This is a genomic window from Planomonospora algeriensis (assembly GCF_977012225.1).
The window spans coordinates 1-18,309 of the sequence record NZ_CDRNDK010000085.1 but is presented as its reverse complement, the minus strand read 5'-3'; the positions used below and the strand labels follow the sequence as shown (position 1 = coordinate 18,309).

Annotated in this window: 22 protein-coding genes and 1 tRNA gene; 13 read left to right on the top strand and 10 right to left on the bottom strand. The window is 70.1% G+C overall.

Going from position 1 to position 18,309, the window contains the following annotated elements; translation table 11 throughout:
• The coding region (locus ACWJ6R_RS12140) for an oxidoreductase (RefSeq protein ID WP_449062317.1) at positions 1-803 on the bottom strand (803 nt) is incomplete at its 3' end.
• A 275-nt stretch (positions 804-1,078) separates the two neighbouring features.
• Positions 1,079-1,414, bottom strand: a complete 336-nt coding sequence (locus ACWJ6R_RS12135) for a hypothetical protein (RefSeq protein ID WP_449062316.1) — start codon at positions 1,412-1,414, stop codon at positions 1,079-1,081.
• 91 nt (positions 1,415-1,505) lie between these two features.
• On the opposite strand from ACWJ6R_RS12135, the gene ACWJ6R_RS12130 reads away from it, so the two are divergent.
• The 7 genes from ACWJ6R_RS12130 to ACWJ6R_RS12100 all read left to right on the top strand — a co-directional run bounded on the left by ACWJ6R_RS12130 (position 1,506) and on the right by ACWJ6R_RS12100 (position 8,165).
• Positions 1,506-1,730, top strand: coding sequence for a helix-turn-helix transcriptional regulator (locus tag ACWJ6R_RS12130; RefSeq protein ID WP_449062315.1), 225 nt, complete (start codon positions 1,506-1,508; stop codon positions 1,728-1,730).
• 87 nt (positions 1,731-1,817) lie between these two features.
• The gene (locus ACWJ6R_RS12125; protein WP_449062314.1) at positions 1,818-2,603 is read left to right on the top strand and encodes a DUF4386 domain-containing protein; all 786 of its coding nucleotides are present in this window, start codon (positions 1,818-1,820) and stop codon (positions 2,601-2,603) included.
• 66 nt (positions 2,604-2,669) lie between these two features.
• Positions 2,670-3,362, top strand: coding sequence for a formylglycine-generating enzyme family protein (locus ACWJ6R_RS12120; protein WP_449062313.1), 693 nt, complete (start codon positions 2,670-2,672; stop codon positions 3,360-3,362).
• 227 nt (positions 3,363-3,589) lie between these two features.
• Positions 3,590-4,090 carry a MarR family winged helix-turn-helix transcriptional regulator gene (locus tag ACWJ6R_RS12115; protein ID WP_449062312.1) on the top strand — a complete coding sequence of 167 codons (501 nt, stop codon included), beginning with the start codon at positions 3,590-3,592 and terminating at the stop codon, positions 4,088-4,090.
• A 75-nt stretch (positions 4,091-4,165) separates the two neighbouring features.
• Entirely contained in the window at positions 4,166-5,650 is a 1,485-nt protein-coding gene (locus ACWJ6R_RS12110; RefSeq protein ID WP_449062311.1) for an MFS transporter, read from the top strand.
• Positions 5,651-5,697: 47 nt separating this feature from the next.
• Entirely contained in the window at positions 5,698-6,426 is a 729-nt protein-coding gene (locus ACWJ6R_RS12105) for a cellulase family glycosylhydrolase (protein WP_449062310.1), read from the top strand.
• Between the two features lie 1,349 nt (positions 6,427-7,775).
• A complete protein-coding gene (locus tag ACWJ6R_RS12100) occupies positions 7,776-8,165 on the top strand; it encodes a response regulator (RefSeq protein WP_449062309.1) in 390 nt (129 codons plus the stop codon).
• A 19-nt stretch (positions 8,166-8,184) separates the two neighbouring features.
• On the opposite strand, the gene ACWJ6R_RS12095 is transcribed toward ACWJ6R_RS12100, so the two are convergent.
• The 3 genes from ACWJ6R_RS12095 to ACWJ6R_RS12085 form a co-directional block, all read right to left on the bottom strand.
• On the bottom strand, positions 8,185-8,931 hold the full coding sequence (locus ACWJ6R_RS12095) for a Type 1 glutamine amidotransferase-like domain-containing protein (RefSeq protein WP_449062308.1): 747 nt from the start codon (positions 8,929-8,931) through the stop codon (positions 8,185-8,187).
• A gap of 372 nt (positions 8,932-9,303) precedes the next feature.
• Positions 9,304-9,657: an alpha/beta fold hydrolase gene (locus tag ACWJ6R_RS12090; protein WP_449062307.1), complete on the bottom strand. Its 354-nt coding sequence runs from the start codon at positions 9,655-9,657 to the stop codon at positions 9,304-9,306.
• Positions 9,654-10,247: an alpha/beta fold hydrolase gene (locus ACWJ6R_RS12085; protein ID WP_449062306.1), complete on the bottom strand. Its 594-nt coding sequence runs from the start codon at positions 10,245-10,247 to the stop codon at positions 9,654-9,656. The genes ACWJ6R_RS12090 and ACWJ6R_RS12085 overlap by 4 nt, the downstream gene beginning before the upstream one ends.
• 173 nt (positions 10,248-10,420) lie before the next feature.
• Between ACWJ6R_RS12085 and ACWJ6R_RS12080 the strand changes: the two genes are divergently transcribed.
• Together ACWJ6R_RS12080 and ACWJ6R_RS12075 are read left to right on the top strand one after the other, a co-directional pair.
• Positions 10,421-11,368, top strand: a complete 948-nt coding sequence (locus ACWJ6R_RS12080; protein ID WP_449062305.1) for a helix-turn-helix transcriptional regulator — start codon at positions 10,421-10,423, stop codon at positions 11,366-11,368.
• Positions 11,369-11,388: 20 nt separating this feature from the next.
• Complete coding sequence (locus tag ACWJ6R_RS12075; protein WP_449062304.1) at positions 11,389-11,526, top strand: hypothetical protein; 138 nt, start codon at positions 11,389-11,391, stop codon at positions 11,524-11,526.
• Positions 11,527-11,561: 35 nt separating this feature from the next.
• On the opposite strand, the gene ACWJ6R_RS12070 is transcribed toward ACWJ6R_RS12075, so the two are convergent.
• Positions 11,562-12,302, bottom strand: a complete 741-nt coding sequence (locus ACWJ6R_RS12070) for a Type 1 glutamine amidotransferase-like domain-containing protein (protein ID WP_449062303.1) — start codon at positions 12,300-12,302, stop codon at positions 11,562-11,564.
• Between the two features lie 347 nt (positions 12,303-12,649).
• Here ACWJ6R_RS12070 and ACWJ6R_RS12065 point away from each other — a divergent pair, with 347 nt between their 5' ends.
• Together ACWJ6R_RS12065 and ACWJ6R_RS12060 are read left to right on the top strand one after the other, a co-directional pair.
• Positions 12,650-13,048 (top strand): RidA family protein, encoded by a 399-nt coding sequence (locus ACWJ6R_RS12065; protein WP_449062302.1) that lies wholly within the window; start codon positions 12,650-12,652, stop codon positions 13,046-13,048.
• A 314-nt stretch (positions 13,049-13,362) separates the two neighbouring features.
• Positions 13,363-14,028: a maltokinase N-terminal cap-like domain-containing protein gene (locus ACWJ6R_RS12060; RefSeq protein WP_449062301.1), complete on the top strand. Its 666-nt coding sequence runs from the start codon at positions 13,363-13,365 to the stop codon at positions 14,026-14,028.
• Positions 14,029-14,069: 41 nt separating this feature from the next.
• Here the strand turns inward: ACWJ6R_RS12060 and ACWJ6R_RS12055 are convergent, their stop codons facing one another.
• The 3 genes from ACWJ6R_RS12055 to ACWJ6R_RS12045 all read right to left on the bottom strand — a co-directional run bounded on the left by ACWJ6R_RS12055 (position 14,070) and on the right by ACWJ6R_RS12045 (position 15,962).
• A complete protein-coding gene (locus ACWJ6R_RS12055; RefSeq protein ID WP_449062300.1) occupies positions 14,070-14,822 on the bottom strand; it encodes a DUF6461 domain-containing protein in 753 nt (250 codons plus the stop codon).
• Between the two features lie 264 nt (positions 14,823-15,086).
• Positions 15,087-15,162: transfer RNA gene (locus tag ACWJ6R_RS12050), tRNA-Arg, on the bottom strand.
• 140 nt (positions 15,163-15,302) lie between these two features.
• A complete protein-coding gene (locus tag ACWJ6R_RS12045) occupies positions 15,303-15,962 on the bottom strand; it encodes a hypothetical protein (protein WP_449062299.1) in 660 nt (219 codons plus the stop codon).
• A gap of 124 nt (positions 15,963-16,086) precedes the next feature.
• On the opposite strand from ACWJ6R_RS12045, the gene ACWJ6R_RS12040 reads away from it, so the two are divergent.
• A complete protein-coding gene (locus ACWJ6R_RS12040) occupies positions 16,087-16,353 on the top strand; it encodes a hypothetical protein (RefSeq protein ID WP_449062298.1) in 267 nt (88 codons plus the stop codon).
• A gap of 174 nt (positions 16,354-16,527) precedes the next feature.
• Here the strand turns inward: ACWJ6R_RS12040 and ACWJ6R_RS12035 are convergent, their stop codons facing one another.
• Positions 16,528-17,076: a hypothetical protein gene (locus tag ACWJ6R_RS12035; RefSeq protein WP_449062297.1), complete on the bottom strand. Its 549-nt coding sequence runs from the start codon at positions 17,074-17,076 to the stop codon at positions 16,528-16,530.
• Between the two features lie 132 nt (positions 17,077-17,208).
• Here ACWJ6R_RS12035 and ACWJ6R_RS12030 point away from each other — a divergent pair.
• A partial coding sequence (locus ACWJ6R_RS12030; protein WP_449062296.1) for a sensor histidine kinase occupies positions 17,209-18,309 on the top strand: 1,101 nt, incomplete at its 3' end.

The window sequence follows — 18,309 nt, the reverse complement described above, 5'->3', positions numbered from 1 at the left end:
TCGGCGAACCCGTCCGGGCCGAAGAAGTCCCCGCCGCCGACGCCCGGGGCGGCCGCGGCGTACAACTGCGGCAGCGCGCCGGTGGCGGCCGGCTGCGCCGGCAGCTTGGCGAGGGTGACCAGCAGTCCCCGCAGGGGGTTACCGGTGCGGGCCAGGTTGGTGCGGGCGACCCCGGGGTGAGCGATGACGCTGAGCAGGCCCGTTCCCGCGGTCGTGGCACGCCGGTGGAGCTCCAGGGCGAAGAGCACGTTCGCCAGCTTCGACTGCGTGTACGCGCTGAACTTCCCGTAGCGGCGCTCGCCCATCAGGTCGTCGAAATCCATCCGCCCCGAACGGTGCAGCCCGCTGGTCACCGTCACCACCCGGGCGCCCGGGCGGGCGAGCAGCTCCGGCAGCAGCAGCCCGGTGAGCGCGAAATGCCCCAGGTGGTTGACGCCGAACTGCCGCTCGAACCCGTCGGCGGTCGTCTGCCGGGGCAGCGCCATCACCCCGGCGTTGTTGACGAGCAGGTCGAGCCCTTCGGGCCCGCCGCGCGCGGCGGTGAAACCCGCCGCGAACCGGTCGATCGAGGCGAGGTCGCCCAGGTCGAGCGCGAGCCACTCGGCGGCGCCCCCGCCGGTCTCGGCGCGGATCCGCGCCGCCGCGGCCTCGCCCCTGTCGCGGTCCCGGCTCGCGAGCACCACGCGGGCGCCGTGCCTGGCCAGTTCGAGTGCGGTATGGAATCCCACCCCCTCGCTGGCCCCGGTGACCACCGCGTTCCGGCCGGTCAGATCAGGGATGTCGACAGCCGTCCATCGCGCCATGCCCCACCTCCAGATAGGTGTACGAAACCGTTTCGTACACCTATCGACGATAACGACGCACAGCCGCCCCGGCAAGCCCCGCCACCCTGCCACCCCGCCGGGGATGTAAATAAAAGTAGACATGAAGTCAGGTGCGATATACATTGGTCAATGTCAATGATTCTTTACATCACCGCCCCGATACCGGTTCACCCCTCGGCCGCGCCACTAAGATCGCGCCTACCGCGAAAGGAGTCCGACATGGACCGCCACCCCGCGCCCGAGGCCGGAGACGATCACGTCCCCATGACCTTCGAGGAGCGCAACACGTGGTTGTACGCGATCCTCGTGCCCGTCGCGTCGCTCGCGTACTTCGGTGTGGTCGTCCCGCGCCTGTTCGAGCAGCCCGCCTCGGAGGTCTCGTGGGCGGTGCCGATGCTGTGGGCGGTCGGCACGACCGTCGTCGGCACCGTCGTCGGCTCGATCGTGCTGGCCATCGCCGCCCGGGACGCCGAGGCCGCGTCGACGTCCGCGACAAGGAGATCGAACGCCACGGCGACCGCATCGCCCAGGCGATCACCGCCTTCGGCGCCGCGGCGGTGCTCGCGCTCGCGATGCTCGAGGTGGACCACTTCTGGATCGGCAACGCGCTGTTCCTCATCGGCGCCGTCGGAGCGACCTGGGGATCGATCGCGAAGATCCGCGCCTACCGCGGGGCCTTCCATGGGTAAGCCCACCCGCGTCACCAACCGGATCCGCGCCCTGCGGTTCGCGCACGGCGAGATGACCCAGGCGGAGCTGGCCAGGCGCATCGGCGTCACCCGCCAGACCGTCATCGCCATCGAGCAGGGCCGCTACTCCCCGTCCCTGGAGATGGCGTTCCAGATCGCGCGGGCGTTCGAGGTCCCGCTCGACGACGTCTTCCAGTACCCCGAAGGCCAGGACTAGCCGACCGCGTCATCACCCGGTCCGTGTGCCGACGGCACGCGGCCTCCGTCCGGCGTGCCCGGAGACCGGCCGTCACAAGGAGAGAACATGACCAGCCCCAAGACGCTCGCGCGGATCGCGGGCCTGCTGTACCTGGCGCTCGCCGTACTCGGCGTGTGGGCGGAACTGTACGCGCGCGACACCGTGCACGTCCCGGGCGACGCCGCCGCCACGGCCGCGAACGTCTCCGAACACGAGACGCTCTTCCGCCTGGGCCTCGCCGCGGACATCCTCATGGCGACGGTCTTCGTCTTCCTCGGGCTCGTCCTGCACCGCCTGCTGCACCACGTCCACGCGCGCGCCGCGGTGACGCTCCTGGTGTTCGTGGCGGTCGGCGCGGGCTCCATCCTGCTGAACCTCGTCTTCCACGCCGGCGCGCTGCTCACCGCCACCGATCCCTCCTACACCGCGTCCCCCGGCGCCGGTGGCGCGCTCACGTTGCTGATGCTCGACCTGCACGACCTCGGCTACATCCTCGGCGGCGTCTTCTTCGGACTGTGGCTGCTGCCCATGGGCTACCTCGCCTACCGCTCCAGCATGTTCCCCACGGTTCTCGGCGTGCTGCTCGTCATCGGCGGCTTCGCGTGGATCGCCGACCCGCTGATCCTCTTCACGCTGCCCGACGCGCCCGGCGCCGTCCGGAACATCGTCGCCGTCCCCACCTCGATCGCGGAGTTCGGGCTGATCCTGTACCTGCTCGTCGTCGGCGTACGCCTCCGCGGAGCACCGGCGGCCGAGACGGCCGCGGAGGACGCCGGGAACACGGATAGCACGGAGGGCACGGAGGGCACGGAGGGCGCCGAGGGCGCGGGAAAGGCCGTCGGGCGCGCGTAGCCGCGTTCGCGGACGGCCGTTCCGGGAGGCCGTCGGCACGGAGCGGCCGGGTAGGTTGGGTCCGCGATGAGCCTTGAACCGACACCGCCCCTGGCGATCACCGAGAACATGGTCGAGATCCCCGCCGGGAAGATCCTCCTGCGGGACGAGGGCACGAAGACGAACTGGAAGGCCGAGGTCGGGTCCTTCCGGCTGGCGCCGTACCCCGTGACGCGCGAGCTGTACCGCGCCGTCCTGGGCGAGGCTCCCGCGAGCCCTGCCGGGCCGCGGACGCCGGTGACCGACGTCTCCTGGCTGGAGGCCGTCCGGTTCTGCAACCTGCTCTCACGGGAGACGGGACTCGCCCCCTGCTACTCGGCGGGCGACGACCCCGACGGGCTGGACGTGGTCTGCGACCCGGAGGCCGGCGGCTACCGCCTCCCCTCCGAGGCGGAGTGGGAGTACGCCTGCAGGGCCGGGAGCTCCGCCGTCCGCTACGGAGAGCTGGACGAGATCGCCTGGTATCGCGGGAACTCCGGCGGCGAGGTGCACGACGTCGCGACCAGGGCTCCGAACGCGTGGGGCCTGCACGACATGATCGGCAACGTCTGGGAGTGGTGCTGGGACGTCTACGACCCCGAGGTCTACGGCCCGTACCGCGTGTTCCGCGGCGGGAGCTGGTCCGACCAGCCGCGCGGGTGCCGGGCGTCGTGCCGCCGCAAGAGCCACCCGACCTTCCGCGTCGACGACCTCGGTTTCCGGCTCGCCCGCTCCCGGTGACCCGGAACCGGGCGCCGAGCCGGGAGCGGGCGAGCCGGGAGCCCGAGCCGGGAGCTCCCTGCGGCCCGGGAACGGCCGGCGGCCCGGGACCGGGCGCCTGGGCCGGAAACGTCCTGCGGCCCGGGAACGAGCAGCCGAACCGGGAACGGACATCGAGGAGACCGATGTGTCGCCGATAGGTCCCTTCGCCGATTATCCGGAACGGAACCGGTTGCTACGGTGGAGGGATGACCGCCATGGCACCCGCCCGCACCGAGCCGGACCTGTCGTTCCTGCTGGACCATGCCGGCCACGTCCTGAGAACCCGGATGGCCGTGGCGCTCGCCGAGATCGGGCTGACCGCGCGCATGCACTGCGTGCTGGTCCACGCCCTGCAGGAGGAACGCACCCAGATCCAGCTCGCCGAGCTCGGCGACATGGACAAGACCACGATGGTGGTCACCGTCGACGCCCTGGAGAAGGCCGGTCTCGCCGAGCGCCGCCCGTCCAGCACGGACCGGCGGGCCCGGATCATCGTGGTGACCGAGAAGGGCGCGGAGATCGCCAGACGGAGCCAGGAGATCGTCGACGGCGTGCACCGGGACGCGCTGGCCGCACTGCCCGAGGACGAGGCCGAAGTGCTCGTACGCGCCATGAACCGCCTGGTGACAGGCCATCTCGCCCTTCCCGCCGAAGCGCCGCAGGTGATCCGGCGGGCCCGGCGGAGCACGAAGCGAGCCGACGAATAGATCCATAGAGGATCGTCTACAACAAAACATTCTGCTACGGTCTCTCCTGTCCCCTTCCGAACAGGAGAGACCGCCATGCCGTACACCGCACCTTCCCCTCAGCCGGACCGCACCGCCGCCACACCGCGATCACGCCGTCTGGCGCTCACCGTGCTGTCCGCCGCGATGCTGATGACGATCCTGGACGGCAGCATCGTGACCGTGGCGATGCCCGCCATCCAGCGCGACCTGGGCTTCTCGCCCGCCGGGCTCAGCTGGACCGTCAACGCGTACCTGATCGCCTTCGGCGGGCTGCTGCTCCTGGCCGGCCGGCTGGGCGACCTCATCGGCCGCAAGACCATGTTCCTGGCGGGGACCGCGGTCTTCACCGCCGCGTCGCTGCTGGCCGGGGCCGCCACCGGGCCCGCCATGCTGATCGCCGCCCGGTTCGGCCAGGGCGTCGGCAGCGCCATGTCCTCCGCGGTCGTGCTGGGCATCCTGGTGACACTGTTCACCGAACCCGCGGAGCGCGCCAAGGCGTTCGGCGTCTTCAGCTTCACCGGGGCCGCCGGAGCCTCGATCGGCCAGGTTCTGGGCGGGGTCCTCACCGACGCGTTCAGCTGGAACTGGATCTTCTTCATCAACCTGCCGATCGGGCTGGCCACGATCGCGCTGGCGGTCCGGGCGCTGCCGGGCGAGCGCGGGGCCGGGCTCGCCGCCGGCGCCGACGTCATCGGCGCCGTGCTGGTCACCGCCGGGCTGATGCTGGGCATCTACACCGTGGTCGGGATCGAGCGGTACGGCTGGCTCTCCGGGCACACCCTCGGCCTCGGCGCGGCCTCGCTCGCCCTGCTGGCCGCCTTCACCATCCGCCAGGCGACCGCCGCGACCCCTCTGATGCCGCTGCGGATCCTCCGCTCCCGCAACGTCATCGGCGCCAACCTGGTCCAGATGCTGACGCTGTCGGCCATGTTCGCCTTCCAGATCATCGTCGCCCTCTACATGCAGCAGGTCCTCGGCTACGGCGCGCTCGCCACCGGCCTGGCGATGCTCCCCGCCGCGGTGTCCATCGGCGGCGTGTCCCTGTTCGTCTCCGCCCGGCTCAGCACCCGCTTCGGGGAGCGTTCCGTCCTGCTGGCGGGCCTGCTGCTCCTGCTCGGTGCGATGGGCTGGCTGACCCGCGTCCCGGTGGACGCCGACTACGTCACCGACCTGCTCCCGGTGATGCTGCTCATCGCCGGTGGCGGGCTGGTCCTCCCGGCGCTCACCGCGCTCGGCATGTCCGGCGCCCGCGCCGACGACGCGGGCCTGGCCTCCGGGCTGTTCAACACCACCCAGCAGATCGGCATGGCGACCGGCGTCGCGGTGCTGTCCACGCTGGCCGCCTCGCGCGCCGAAGGGCTGCGCTCCGCGGGCGCCGGTGAGGCCACCGCGCTCGCCGGCGGCTACCACCTGGCCTTCGGCACCGCCGCCGCCCTGCTCGTGGCCGCCTTCGTCGTCGCGCTCGCCGTACTGCGGCAGCCCGCGCCGGACCCGGCCCCCGGCCTGCGCACGCCGGACAAGAACGGAACGCGGTTCTAGCCGTTCATGCACGGACAAGAACATGAGCAGGGCTCTATCGTCCGTTCATGCGAGCAGCATCGTTCCGCATGACACGACGGGCCGCCCCCGCTCTGGCCGCCGCACTGGCACTCGCCCCGATGACCGGGCACACCCCCGCCCCCGACCCGGCGGCCGCGGCGGCCGCGACCACGGTCACGGCCGCCGCCACGCCCCCGAGCCCGCTGGTCGTCGCGGCCAAGCAGCGGAGCCGGGTCTTCCGCGACGGCGACGGCCGGGAGGTGACGCTGCGCGGGTTCAACGTGTCCGGCAGCACCAAGCTGTACGAGAACTCGTTGCTGCCGTTCCGCAGCACCGCCGACGCCGTACGTTCGGCCCAGGCCATGCGCGACCTCACCGGCGCGAACGTGATCCGCTTCCTGATCAGCTGGGAGGGCGTGCAGCCGTCCCCCTCCACCATCGACCACGCCTACCTCGACCGGGCGGTCGAGCAGATCCGCGCCTTCACCGGCAGAGGGATCCGCGTCCTGGTCGACTACCACCAGGACCTGTACTCCTCCCACCTGTTCGACCAGGGCAGCTGGTACACCGGCGACGCGCGCCGGAATGGGTGGTCGAGGCCGGCGGTTACCCGAAGGAGTCCTGCGGCCTCTGCTTCCTGTGGGGGCAGAACATGCAGACCAACGAGGCCGTCCGCCGGGCCGCCCGGGACTTCTGGCGGGACCGGCGGCTCAGCACGCCCGAGGGCGAGGTCGGCATCCAGGAGGCCTTCCTGCGGCAGGCGACGGCCGCGATGACCCACATCAGGCAGCGGCTGCCGGAGCAGGACTTCGCCGCCGTCATCGGGTTCGACCCCTTCAACGAGCCCTACGACGGGGGACTCGACGGCAAGAGCGGCCTGGAGTGGGAGAAGACCTACCTCATGCCCTTCTACCAGCGCTTCCGCGCCGCCATGGACGCCGCGGGGTGGGTGGACAAGCCCGCCTTCGTCGAACCCCTGGTCTTCTGGAACACCGGTTTCTTCGAAGAGGGCGGCCTCTCCACGGTCGGCGCCCTCGGCACCCGGTACGTCTTCAACAGCCACTTCTACGACGGCGCCCGCATGACGATAGACCCGTCACCGGCCTCCGACGGGGTGTACGGCGCGGCGATGAACGAGATCCGCGACCGGGCCCGCACCCTGGCCACCGCCCCCTTCGTCTCGGAGTTCGGCCACAGGCTGTCGGGCAACGGCAGCGACCGCACGCCCTGGATGGTCCGGGCCATGTACCAGGCCATGGACTCCGGCGTCCCCGGGAGGAACTGGTGGCGGACCCCCGCCGCCGGAGGGGACGTGCTCTCCTCCACCCAGTGGCACTGGGACGTCTACAGCGGCCGGCACCACGAGCTGATGAACCGCAATCCCGCCAAGGTGCGGACCGAGGGCGACGCCTGGAACGACGAGGACTTCTCCGTGGTCGCCGCGGACGCGTCGGGAGCCCTGGCGACCCGGCTGGACCGCGCGGTGCTGGACCGCCTGTACCCGTCGGCGGTAGCCGGCGACGTGCTGGCCTTCGCCTACGAGGACCTCGCCCGGTCCGGGTACGGCGGCGCCGGGCAGCAGCGGGCCTGGCTGGCCGTACCGTCCTCCATGCCGAACGTCGCCGAGCTGGTCAAGGACCGGCGGTTCGGCGTCCTGGTCTGGCGCGAACCCGCCACGGCCCCGAGCGCCCCGACCGAACTGCACCTGCCGGCCTCCTTCACCGCCGCGACCACCGTCGTGGTCGGTGACGTGGCCACCCGTGCGGGCCTGCCCGCCTCAGGACCGGCGGCGATCGCGACCGAGACCGGCTCGCCCACCGCCCACCGGCTGCTGCTGAACCCGTCGGGCTCGGCGCCGGGCACGGTGCACGCCGTCCTGGTGGTCGGCGCGGCCACCGGCCCCGCCGTCACCCCCGCCCGGCTGGCGGCCGCCGCCGCCGAACTGTCCGCCTGGAAGGACCAGCGCTTCCCTTGAGTGGTCGGGGCACGTCGTGGACGTATCCGAGCACGGCCCGGGGATTCTCACCCGACGGGCTCAGCCGGACCGCGAGCGCGCCCCGTACCCCTCATCTTCGCCTGGCCGGTGCCGATAAGACGGTGATACGGACCGGAGAAGGGCGGCGGCGTGCTGGCGATCGTGATCGATGATTCGAGTACCATGCGCCGGATCATCCGGCGGGTCCTGACCCGGTTGGGATTCTCGGTGTACGAGGCCGCTGACGGCCAGGAGGCCCTCGACCTGCTGGACGAGATCCCGACGACGCCGGACGTGGCGCTGGTCGACTGGAACATGCCGGTGATGGACGGGCTGGAGTTCATCCGCCGGGTCCGCAGGATGGACGGCATGCGCGAGATGTGCCTGATGATGGTGACCACGGAGAACGAGCAGAGCAAGGTCGTGCGGGCGCTCGCCGCCGGTGCTCACGAATACGTCATCAAGCCCTTCACGCCGGAGACGATCCACGAGAAGCTCCTCTACATGGGCCTCGACTGCCACCCGGTCGGAGACGGCTGAGCCGAGTCCCCCCTCGTCGCTACGGACCCGACGCCGCAGGCGGCCAGTACCGGGCGGGAAGAGCCTCCTGGCGGTGCCCCGCGCCGTCGCGCTCGACGAACCACGCGCTCCGCTCGGACAGCACGCTCACGACCTCGTGCAGCCGGTCCCCCACGTAGTGCAGGGCGACGCCGTCCTCCGTCGCGTACCCACCCGGCAGCACCCCCGCTCCGACCAGCTCGCGGAAGCGCCGGCGGCGGGGCTGGTCGGCCAGATCGTCGTGAACACCGTTGCCGTACGGCAGGAAGCCCAAGCCGTCACCGACGGGGTCGAGCGAGTCCCCGAAGGAGTCGGTCACCCCGCCCAGGTGCCAGCACAGGCTGCCCGCGCTCTGCCCGGCCAGGACGACCCCCGCCTCCCAGCACTCCCGCAGCACGGCGTCGAGACGGTGGGCACGCCAGACCGCCAGCAGGTTCACCACGCTGCCGCCCGACACGAAGATCACATCCTGGGCCAGGAGGTGAGCACGGATGTCGGTGACGTTCGGCCGGACGAACAGCTCCAGGTGCGACGTCTCCCCGGCCCCGAAGAACCCGGCCCGCTCGTACCAGCGGTCGATGTACGTCCGGGAGTCACCGACCGCGGTGGCGATGAGGCAGATGCGCGGCCTGCGGACGTCGGCGAGCCGGAGCGCCTGCCAGATCTGGGCCCCCACGTGTTCCGGAGGAAAGCCCTCCGGCGGATTCAGGACACCCGAACACGCCAGGATCTGTCGCTCTCTGGCCACGCACGCATCCTCTTGTCCCGCAGCAGACATCGGCGAGATCGGATCCTATCCGCCGCGGGAACGGCGGTCTTGATCGGTTGCCGGGCCCAGTTGCCGGGCCCGGTCGCCGCGCTCCACCGCTGCGCGGAGACCGGAAAGGTCCGTTCCGGTGATCGGCGTGGGCCTTGGAGCTGCCGCGCGGCCGGGAGGGCTCAAGCCTCCGACGCCGAGACCCGCTGGGAAGGGCACGACCTCCGACGGCGGCCTCCCGTTCCGCTGAAGCAGTGGATGTCGGTCGATGGCATGTGATCGTGTAAGCCGGTGCCGCCGTACGGCACCGGCTCACGCCACTTCACCGGATGTGACCGATGACACGAACCGGATCACGAGAAACTAGGTGGCATCCTGCTGTTCCAGCCACTTCAGAATCGCTTGGTTCGTTTCTTCCGGCTTCTCTTGCTGGATCCAGTGACCGCAATCAAGGCTGACCACCTCCACGTTGGGCACGGACTCCGCCAGGTTCTCACTCCGTGAGACCAGATCCCTGTCGCCGTAGATCATGAGTGCGGGCTGTCGGATGATCGGGTCCACGTCCGCCAGAAGGCGCCAGTTGCGGTCAAGGTTCCGGTACCAGTTGATGCTCGCCGTGAAGCCTGTCGATTCGAAGGCGGAGACGAAGACGGCCAGCTCGCTGTCGCTCATGAGAGGCTCACCGAGCGGTGTTCCTGCCCTGGCGAGGTTGATCATTGCCATTCCCGGCTGAGGCCGCTCGCGGGCTCGTTCTTCCGGAAGATGTTGCGAAGGAACTGGAACGTGTGTTCTTCGAGCACCGCGTCCGCGACGCCTGGCCGTCGATTGAAGTGGACGAAGTAGAAGTCGCCGCCGAGCACGGCCTCCATGGATTCGACCCACGGCCGCTCTCCGCGCTCGAAATAGGGCACGCTGAGCGCGACCACTCTGTTCACCCTGTTCGGATGCAGGAGGGTCAGCCCCCACACCACGAATGCCCCCCAGTCGTGACCTACGAAGGTGGCGTCTTCGTACCCATAGTGATCGAGAAGTGCGATGAGATCGCCCGACAAGTGCTCGATGTCATAGTCCGTTACTTCGGCTGGACGGGATGAGTTTCCGTAGCCCCGCTGGTTCGGGATGATGACGTGGTAACCCGCTGCGGCGAGGGCGGGCACCTGATGGCGCCAGGAGAAGGCATGCTCCGGCCAGCCGTGACAGAGCACGATGGGTTTTCCTGCATTTTGTCGTCCTGCTTCGAAGACTTCGAGCTCCACACCGTTGACTGAAATAAGGGTGGGCTCGGGAAAGTCGGTTGGATTGAGCATCGTATTTCCTCTCTAGCTTTTCCGGGTGATCAGGCGGCGAAGGTTCCCGAAGACGGCGTCGACGCACCCCTGATAGGCCGAGGACCGACACGGTCGTGGGTGGAGGTCGTATCGCCATCTTGCCGACCGAAACCGGTCACCCCATGACCGGTTTCATGTGAGAGGTTGTCGGCGTGCGGACCGACCGGCTGGTGGCCATCCTCCTCTTACTGCAACGGCGCGAGCAGGTGACGGCGGCAGAGGTCGCCCGAGAGCTGGAGGTCTCCGAACGCACCGCCCGCCGCGACCTCGACGCCCTGGCCATGGCAGGGGTTCCCGTGTACTCCATGCAGGGCCGAAGCGGCGGCTGGCGCCTCGTGGGCGGTGCCCGCACCGACCTGTCCGGGTTGACCGCGAGTGAGGCCCGCGCCCTGTTCCTGGTCGCCGGCCCGGCCTCGGCTGCGACGCCGGCCATGAAAGCGGTTCTGCGCAAGCTCGTCCAGGCCCTGCCGGAGCCCTTCCGGGTGCAGGCCGAGGCGGCAGCGGCGTCGTTGGTCACGGACCCGCAACGATGGGGGTCGAGTCGGATCGAGCACCGACCACCCCGCTTCCTCGACGAACTCCAGGACGCGGTGATCCGCGGCGTCCAGGTGCGGCTCGGCTACGTCGACAGCAAAGGCGCCGAAACCGAGAGAACCGTCCACCCGCTGGGCATCGTCGCCAAAGGTCCGTCGTGGTACCTCGTCTCCAACACCGAGGCCGGCCGGCGGACCTTCCGGATCGACCGCGTGTCGTCCGCCGACCCCACCGACGATCCCGTGCACCGGCCCGAGGACTTCGACCTCGCCGAGAGCTGGCGCGAGATCGCCGACGAGATCGACCGCAAGCGAACGCCCCTCGAGGTCCAGGCGGTGTGCGTGCCCCACGGGATAGGCCTGCTCCGGATGGGGTTCGGCGGTCGGCTCGAGGTGGGGGGTTCCACAAGCGACGGCCGCGTCGAGGTCGTGATCCGCGGCTACGACGAGTACACGCTCGCCGGCGAGCTTGCCGGGCTGGTCGAATGGCTCGAGGTGACCGGCCCCCCGGGTGTGCGAGACCACCTGGCCTCGATCGGCGACGCGCTCGTCGAGCGATACGGCTGAGACCGTCCCATGGTGCCGACGTGCGGATCTCGGATGCGTCCTCTGCCGTCGATCGCGCGTTGCCTGCCGTACCCGAGCGGCGGTCCGGCCTTCTCGTGGCCGATCTCGACGGGGTGATGATCGACGTCGAGCGGCACGACGCCGAGTGTCCTGTATGAGGTCCTGCAGAGCGCCGAGGGGCCTCTGTACGTCTCTACAGGCCCGCAGGCGGCCAGTACCGGGCGGGAAGAGCCTCCTGGCGGTGCCCCGCGCCGTCGCGCTCGACGAACCACGCGCTCCGCTCGGACAGCACGCTCACGACCTCGTGCAGCCGGTCCCCCACGTAGTGCAGGGCGACGCCGTCCTCCGTCGCGTACCCACCCGGCAGCACCCCCGCTCCGACCAGCTCGCGGAAGCGCCGGCGGCGGGGCTGGTCGGCCAGATCGTCGTGAACACCGTTGCCGTACGGCAGGAAGCCCAAGCCGTCACCGACGGGGTCGAGCGAGTCCCCGAAGGAGTCGGTCACCCCGCCCAGGTGCCAGCACAGGCTGCCCGCGCTCTGCCCGGCCAGGACGACCCCCGCCTCCCAGCACTCCCGCAGCACGGCGTCGAGACGGTGGGCACGCCAGACCGCCAGCAGGTTCACCACGCTGCCGCCCGACACGAAGATCACATCCTGGGCCAGGAGGTGAGCACGGATGTCGGTGACGTTCGGCCGGACGAACAGCTCCAGGTGCGACGTCTCCCCGGCCCCGAAGAACCCGGCCCGCTCGTACCAGCGGTCGATGTACGTCCGGGAGTCACCGACCGCGGTGGCGATGAGGCAGATGCGCGGCCTGCGGACGTCGGCGAGCCGGAGCGCCTGCCAGATCTGGGCCCCCACGTGTTCCGGAGGAAAGCCCTCCGGCGGATTCAGGACACCCGAACACGCCAGGATCTGTCGCTCTCTGGCCACGCACGCATCCTCTTGTCCCGCAGCAGGCACCGGCAAGATCGAATTCTATCGTCACGGGAACGGCGGCCCCGATCGGCCGTCAGACCCGATCGCCCGGTTCCACTGCCCCGCGGAGATCGAGAAAGGCCCGTTCCGGTGATCGGGCACCGGCGGAAGACCCGCGCCGCCGCACAGGCGCCTGAGCCGGCTCGTCCGCTGACGGATGCGGGACGGCCTCATCGGACCAAGCCGTGTGGACGGCAGCACCGGGAGGAACACGGCCCGGTACCGCGACGCGGGAAACCCGGATGACATCCGAGGCCGGATACGTCGATCATCACTGCATCGACTCACCATGGAGGAACGTGATGATTCACCGGTTGACCGCTGCGGGCCTGTTCCCCCCTCCGGACTATGCGCATGCGGTCGTGGTCGAGGCGGACCGACGCCTGGCGTTCATGGCCGGAGCCGTCCCGTTGGACGAGAACGGCGAGCTCGTCGGAGCCGGTGATCCTGTCGCTCAGACCCGGCAGGTACTGGCCAACCTGCGGACCGCGCTGCAGGCGGTCGACACCGACCTGAGCCAGGTGCTCTCCAGCACCGTCCATGTGGTCGCCGACACCCCTGCGGAGCTCGGCAGGGTGTGGGAGGTCGTGCGCGGCTCCGAGCTCGCCACGGGCCCGCATGCCTCGACCCTCCTGGGCGTCTCCTGCCTGGGATACCCCGGCCAGCTCGTCGAGATCACCGTCGTCGCCGCGATTCCCTGAGCGCTGCCCCCGCCCCGCAGAGAGGACGGCGACAGCGCCGGCCGTGCGCGATCGCCGCCCTCCGGGCAGCCCGTCTCCTCTACCGGCGGCGGACGGATACCGGGACGTCGCGAGGTCGTCGGCGAGACCCTCCGCCAGGTCATCCGGCTGATCGTCTCGTCCTTTGCTGAAGAACCCGTTCCATTGATCGGAACGGGCCTTCGAGTCGCGGGGTGCGTCTCGTGGATCCCGTCGGCTGAAGGACCGCTCTGCCGGCGCCGCGTAGATGTGAAAATGTGGAGGTCGTATCCGCTCAACGGGAGAGAACCCTCGGCATGGCTGTCATCCACCACACCGCCCTCAAGCCGACCAAGCTGGAACTGCTCACCTCCTGGCTGCCCTCCCGGCCGTGGTACTCCGGCGGCACGGGCGAACCGGAACTGGCCAAGGCCGGCGGCTTCCGGCTGGACGACCCCCAGGGTGAGGTCGGGATCGAGTTCATGGTGGTCACCGACACCTCGGGCAGTCAGCCGACCACCTACCTGATGCCGCTCACCTACCGCGGAGCCCCGCTCGACGGGGCGGAGCACGCCCTCGTCGGCACCATGGAGCACGGGGTGCTGGGGCGGCGCTGGGCCTACGACGGCTGCCACGACCCGGTGCTGGTCACCCAGTTGCTGGCCCTGGTCGAGGGCCGGGTCCAGGCTCAGGACCAGAACACCAGCGACACCCCCGACCGGGAGGTCACCCGCTCCTACATCGGTGATGGTCCCGCTCCCACGGGCTTCACCGCCACCGCCATCGACGACCGGGAGGGTACCGAGCTGTCCGCACCGCATGGCACTGCCCTCCGCTTGCACCGGGTCCTGCGTCCCGCCCCGGACAACGCTCTTCTCCTTCCGCCGGAAGCGACCGGCCATGTCGCCGGCTCCTGGCACCTGCCGGACGGCACCCGCGCGAGAGGACTGTTCGTTGTCCTGCGCACCGGCCCTCGTGCCTGAAGCGCCGCGATTTCGTCACAGTCTCACGCGAATCACGGCGGTTACCGGCCGTCATACCGCTCGCGGATCACGTAGCGGGTGTGGGTCCCGTCCATCCACTCCCTATCGATCTCCCTGCCCGTCACCCTGCCGGCGAGCGCCAGAGCCGATGTGAGGCAGGTCGCCAGGGGTGGGCTGTACCCATTGTGAGCAAGTTCTACGAAGTCCTGCCACTCGTCGGGGACGTCCTCTTCTCTGTAGTCCTCCCCGCGCTCCATCCGGGCCTCTTCCCATGCGCAGTACTCCAGCCATCCCGGTGGCAGCTCGGGATCGTTCTCCCAACCGGAGTCGTCCCAGTCGAACTGCAACCCCTGCGCGTAGGGGTCGAGCGCCTGCGGATCCCTTCCCCAGCGCTTCCCAGGGGTCGTGACGCTGAGCCCTGTGACGTACTCACCATTGACTGCGTATTCGAGATCACGGAGCCCGTTCAGGTCCCAGCACACCAGCAGCGCCCGCCCGCCGTACGACAACTCCCGCAGCGCCCGCTCGCAATCGAATCCCCGCACCTGGATGACCTGCGTCCAGTCCCCCGTCAACCGGCCGGCCCAGACGACCCCTGCCGCGTCATCACCAGGGGACCGCTCACGCAGGAAATCGCTCCAGGTGCACTCGACCGGGTCGTCCACGTCCGCGACCGACGCCCCCAGGCGCCGGGCGACCTCCCACACCTCCAGCCCCTCCACCCATGCGGCCATGAACCATTCACCCATGCGGTAGGACCGGACGAGGTGCCACAAACGCTCTGACTGCCGCATTCCTGCTCCCTGCTTGTGCAGCACTCGTTCCAGGAGCGACTCAAGCAGCCATCCCTGACAGTTCCTTGATCGACGTCGTACCGAGGCTCTCACGACCGGATGCACGCCGAGAACGGCCAGCGATTCGGCTCCGGCCGGAAGAAGGCACCGCAAGGAGGGTTGGGAGCCGCCAGTGTTAGCAAGGGTGTTAGCAAGGGACAGGAACGATCTAGAAAGCAAGAAGGCCCTGAGCGGCGTAATGCCTGCTCAAGGGCCTTCTTCGTGTGGCGCGGCCGAGAGGACTCGAACCCCTAACCTTCTGATCCGTAGTCAGATGCTCTATCCATTGAGCTACGGCCGCTTGCCTGTCCCGTCCACCCGAGGTGGCCGGTGACAGAGAGAACTCTACCAGACCCCATGGAGGTGCTTGAGCCAATAATTGATCAGCGGCCGCAGGGGCGCGGCACGCCGGATCGCCGCCCTGTTCGGTCCCGCGGCCCGTCAGCCCGGCTTGCGCAGGGATTCGGCGATCTCCTGCCGGAGGGCGCGGTAACCCTCCAGCATCCGCTGCTTCACCTCGTCGGGAAGGTCGGGGTCGCCCTCGAGCTCCTCGACCACGGGATCGGGGCGGCGAGGCGTGAGGGCGAGATCCAGAGGGGAGACGTATCCGCCCTCCACGAGCAGGTCCCCGAGGGTCCGGCCGAGGCGGCGACCGGTCTCGCGCAGCGCATCGAGCTGCGAACGGAGCATCCCGACGTCGATGTCCGCACCGGGTGCCCCGAGGGTGCCCACACCGGGTGCTTCGAGCACCGCGTCACCGGGCGCGAGGGTCACGCGGACGGCCCGCTCCGCCGGGGCCACGGGGACCGCCATGGACGCTCCGGACGCTGCATGCACGGCCGTCTCCTCCAGGGCGATGGGCGTCCCGCCTTCGAGGATCCGGTCCACGCTGCCTCGCGTCCACCGGAGCGCCGTCTCGATGCCGCGTTTGGTCGGGGGACGCATCGTGCCGACACCACCCCTGACCGTCCTCAGCCCCTCCTTGGTGAGCCCCGCCCGCTCCGCGACGTCGTTCCAGTAGAGGCCGAGCTCGTCCCGCCGCTCGGCCATCAGGCGCGCCAGACGCCGCCGGGGTGTCTCGCGCTCATCCATGGATGGCATCTCTTCTTTATACAAGACAGGTAATGACAGGTCAAAGGAAACAATACAGAGAAAACCCGTAACAGGAGGCAACTAGCGGCAGATAATCCATTGTAACTGTCCCGACCTGCCCCAAGGAGTCCCGATGCGCGCCGATCACCTCGGTTCCATAATGATCGGAGTTCGTGAGGTCTACGACGAGCTCAAGTCCCTCGGCGGGAAGGTCCACCGCCAGACCGCCAAGATCGACCACGTCGACGCGAAGATGACGTCGGTCGCCGAGGACGTCAACGACCACGAGATCCGCATCCGGGCACTGGAGCGGGCCCGCTGGCCGCTCCCCTCGCTCGCCGCGCTGATCTCCCTGGCCGGACTGGTCTTCGCGATCCTGGCGTACGCGCGGGGGAACTGAGCCGTGGGCGCCACTCGAGCGTCCAGGAGGACCGGGAGGCCGCGTACACGATGGAAACGGTGGAAACGGGGAGGAGAGATCCCGGACCCCGGGCCCACGAGGGGTCCGGGTCCGGGGCGAGTCCAGGTCCGGGGTCCGTGGCCCGCGACGGGTCCGGGGCCGTCGTCCCGGAGGTCACGCCTGGGAGTCTTCCGGGACCTTCTTCGGGAACAGCGTGTAGCTCAGCGGCCAGAGCAGGGCGATCAGCGGCACCTTCGACGCCCCGGTCATGAACTCGCTCAGCGCGACCGTCCGGGAGGGTTCACCGACCATCAGGATCAGCCCGTACAGCACGGCGCAGGCGATGCCGTAGGCGACGACGATCCTGATCCAGACGGCCCACTCGTAGCGTGCCCGGGCCGTTCCGCCCGCCGGGGGCCGCTCCGGCTCCGGGCCTCCCGCGAAGCGGTGGGCGAACCTCGCGTCGGCCCACTTCAGGGTCCGGTGGCCGAAGACGACGGAGTAGGCGAGATAGGCCGCGGCCAGGCCGTGCTGCCAGCTCCCCTGGGCCCCGCCGCGCATGTCGATCACGGCGGTGACCAGCAGGACCACGTCGAGCAGCGGCACGCACAGGAGCAGAACCGTGCTCAGCCGGCGCATGCCCCACAGGTAGCGGAAGGCCAGCCCCAGGGCGAGGAGGACCCAGAAACCGACCTCACATGCGATGATCACTGCCAGAACCATGCTTCCAGCATCATCCGGCCGACCCGGTCGGGTCGTCATCACCGCCGATGAACCCGCCTACATCCTTTTATGTACGGCCGGTCGTACCGGAGCCGGGCGAAGAGGCCGTTCCGGGGTGATGGGATGGAGCACATGAGAAGGGACGACGCGCTGGGGGCCGTGCTGTGCCTCGCCGTCGGCCTCGTCCTGCTCGCCGCGGGATCCTACGTGGACCGCGGGACCCCGGTGCAGTGGTTCGTCGGACCGCTCCTGGTCACCTGCCTCGGCGTCGCCGTACGGCGGGTCCGGCCCCTGCTCGCGCTCGGGCTCGGGGTCGTGGCGTTCGCCGCGGACCTCGCCATGGGCCCGTCCCTCGGCACCGTGCTGATCGTCACGGACAACCTCTACGCCGCGGTCCGGTACGGCCCGCGGCCGCTGGGCCGGTGGTTGCTCGGCATCACCTCGGTCATCGCCGTCGTCGGCGGCGCGGCGGCCGGGTTCATCGCCCGGGACCTGGCGCTCTTCGCCGTCGCCCTGATCCAGGCCGGCCTGGTCGGGGTCACCCCCGTGATCACCGCGTTGATCATCAGGCAGCACGAGGACCAGGCGGTGTCCGAGCGGATCCGGGCCGAGCAGGTCGCGCGCCTGGCCGAGCTGGACCGGAAGACCGCGGTGCAGGCCGAGCGGGCCCGGATGGCGCGGGAGCTGCACGACATGATCGCCAATCACTTCAGCGCGATCGCCATCCAGTCCACGGCCGTGCTCTCGCGCAGAGACCTGGACCCGGCGGTCGTACGGCAGGTGCTGGAGTCCGTCCGGGAGAACAGCGTCCAGGGGATGGCCGAGATGCGCTCCATGATCGGGCTGCTCCGGCAGGAGGGCGAGGAGGTCGAGTCCGTCCGGCTCCGGCTGGCCGAGGCCGATCGGCTGGCGGAGCGGGCGCGCGAAGCCGGGCTGAACGTACGGCTGCGCGTGGACGGCGAGGTCCGCGAACTGCCCGCCGCGGTGGACCTCGCCGGCTACCGGATCGTCCAGGAGTCGCTGACCAACGCGCTCAAACACGGCGGCAGGACGGCCGAGGCGGTGATCGCCTACCGGCCGGAGGAGGTCGTGCTGACCGTGGACAACCCGGTTGACGGGACCGGGTCCGGCCTGCCCGGCGCGGGAGCGGGCCTCATCGGCATGCGGGAGCGCGCCGCGCTCGTCGGCGGCCGCGTGGACGCCGGTCCGCACGGCGGCGGCTGGCGGGTGCGG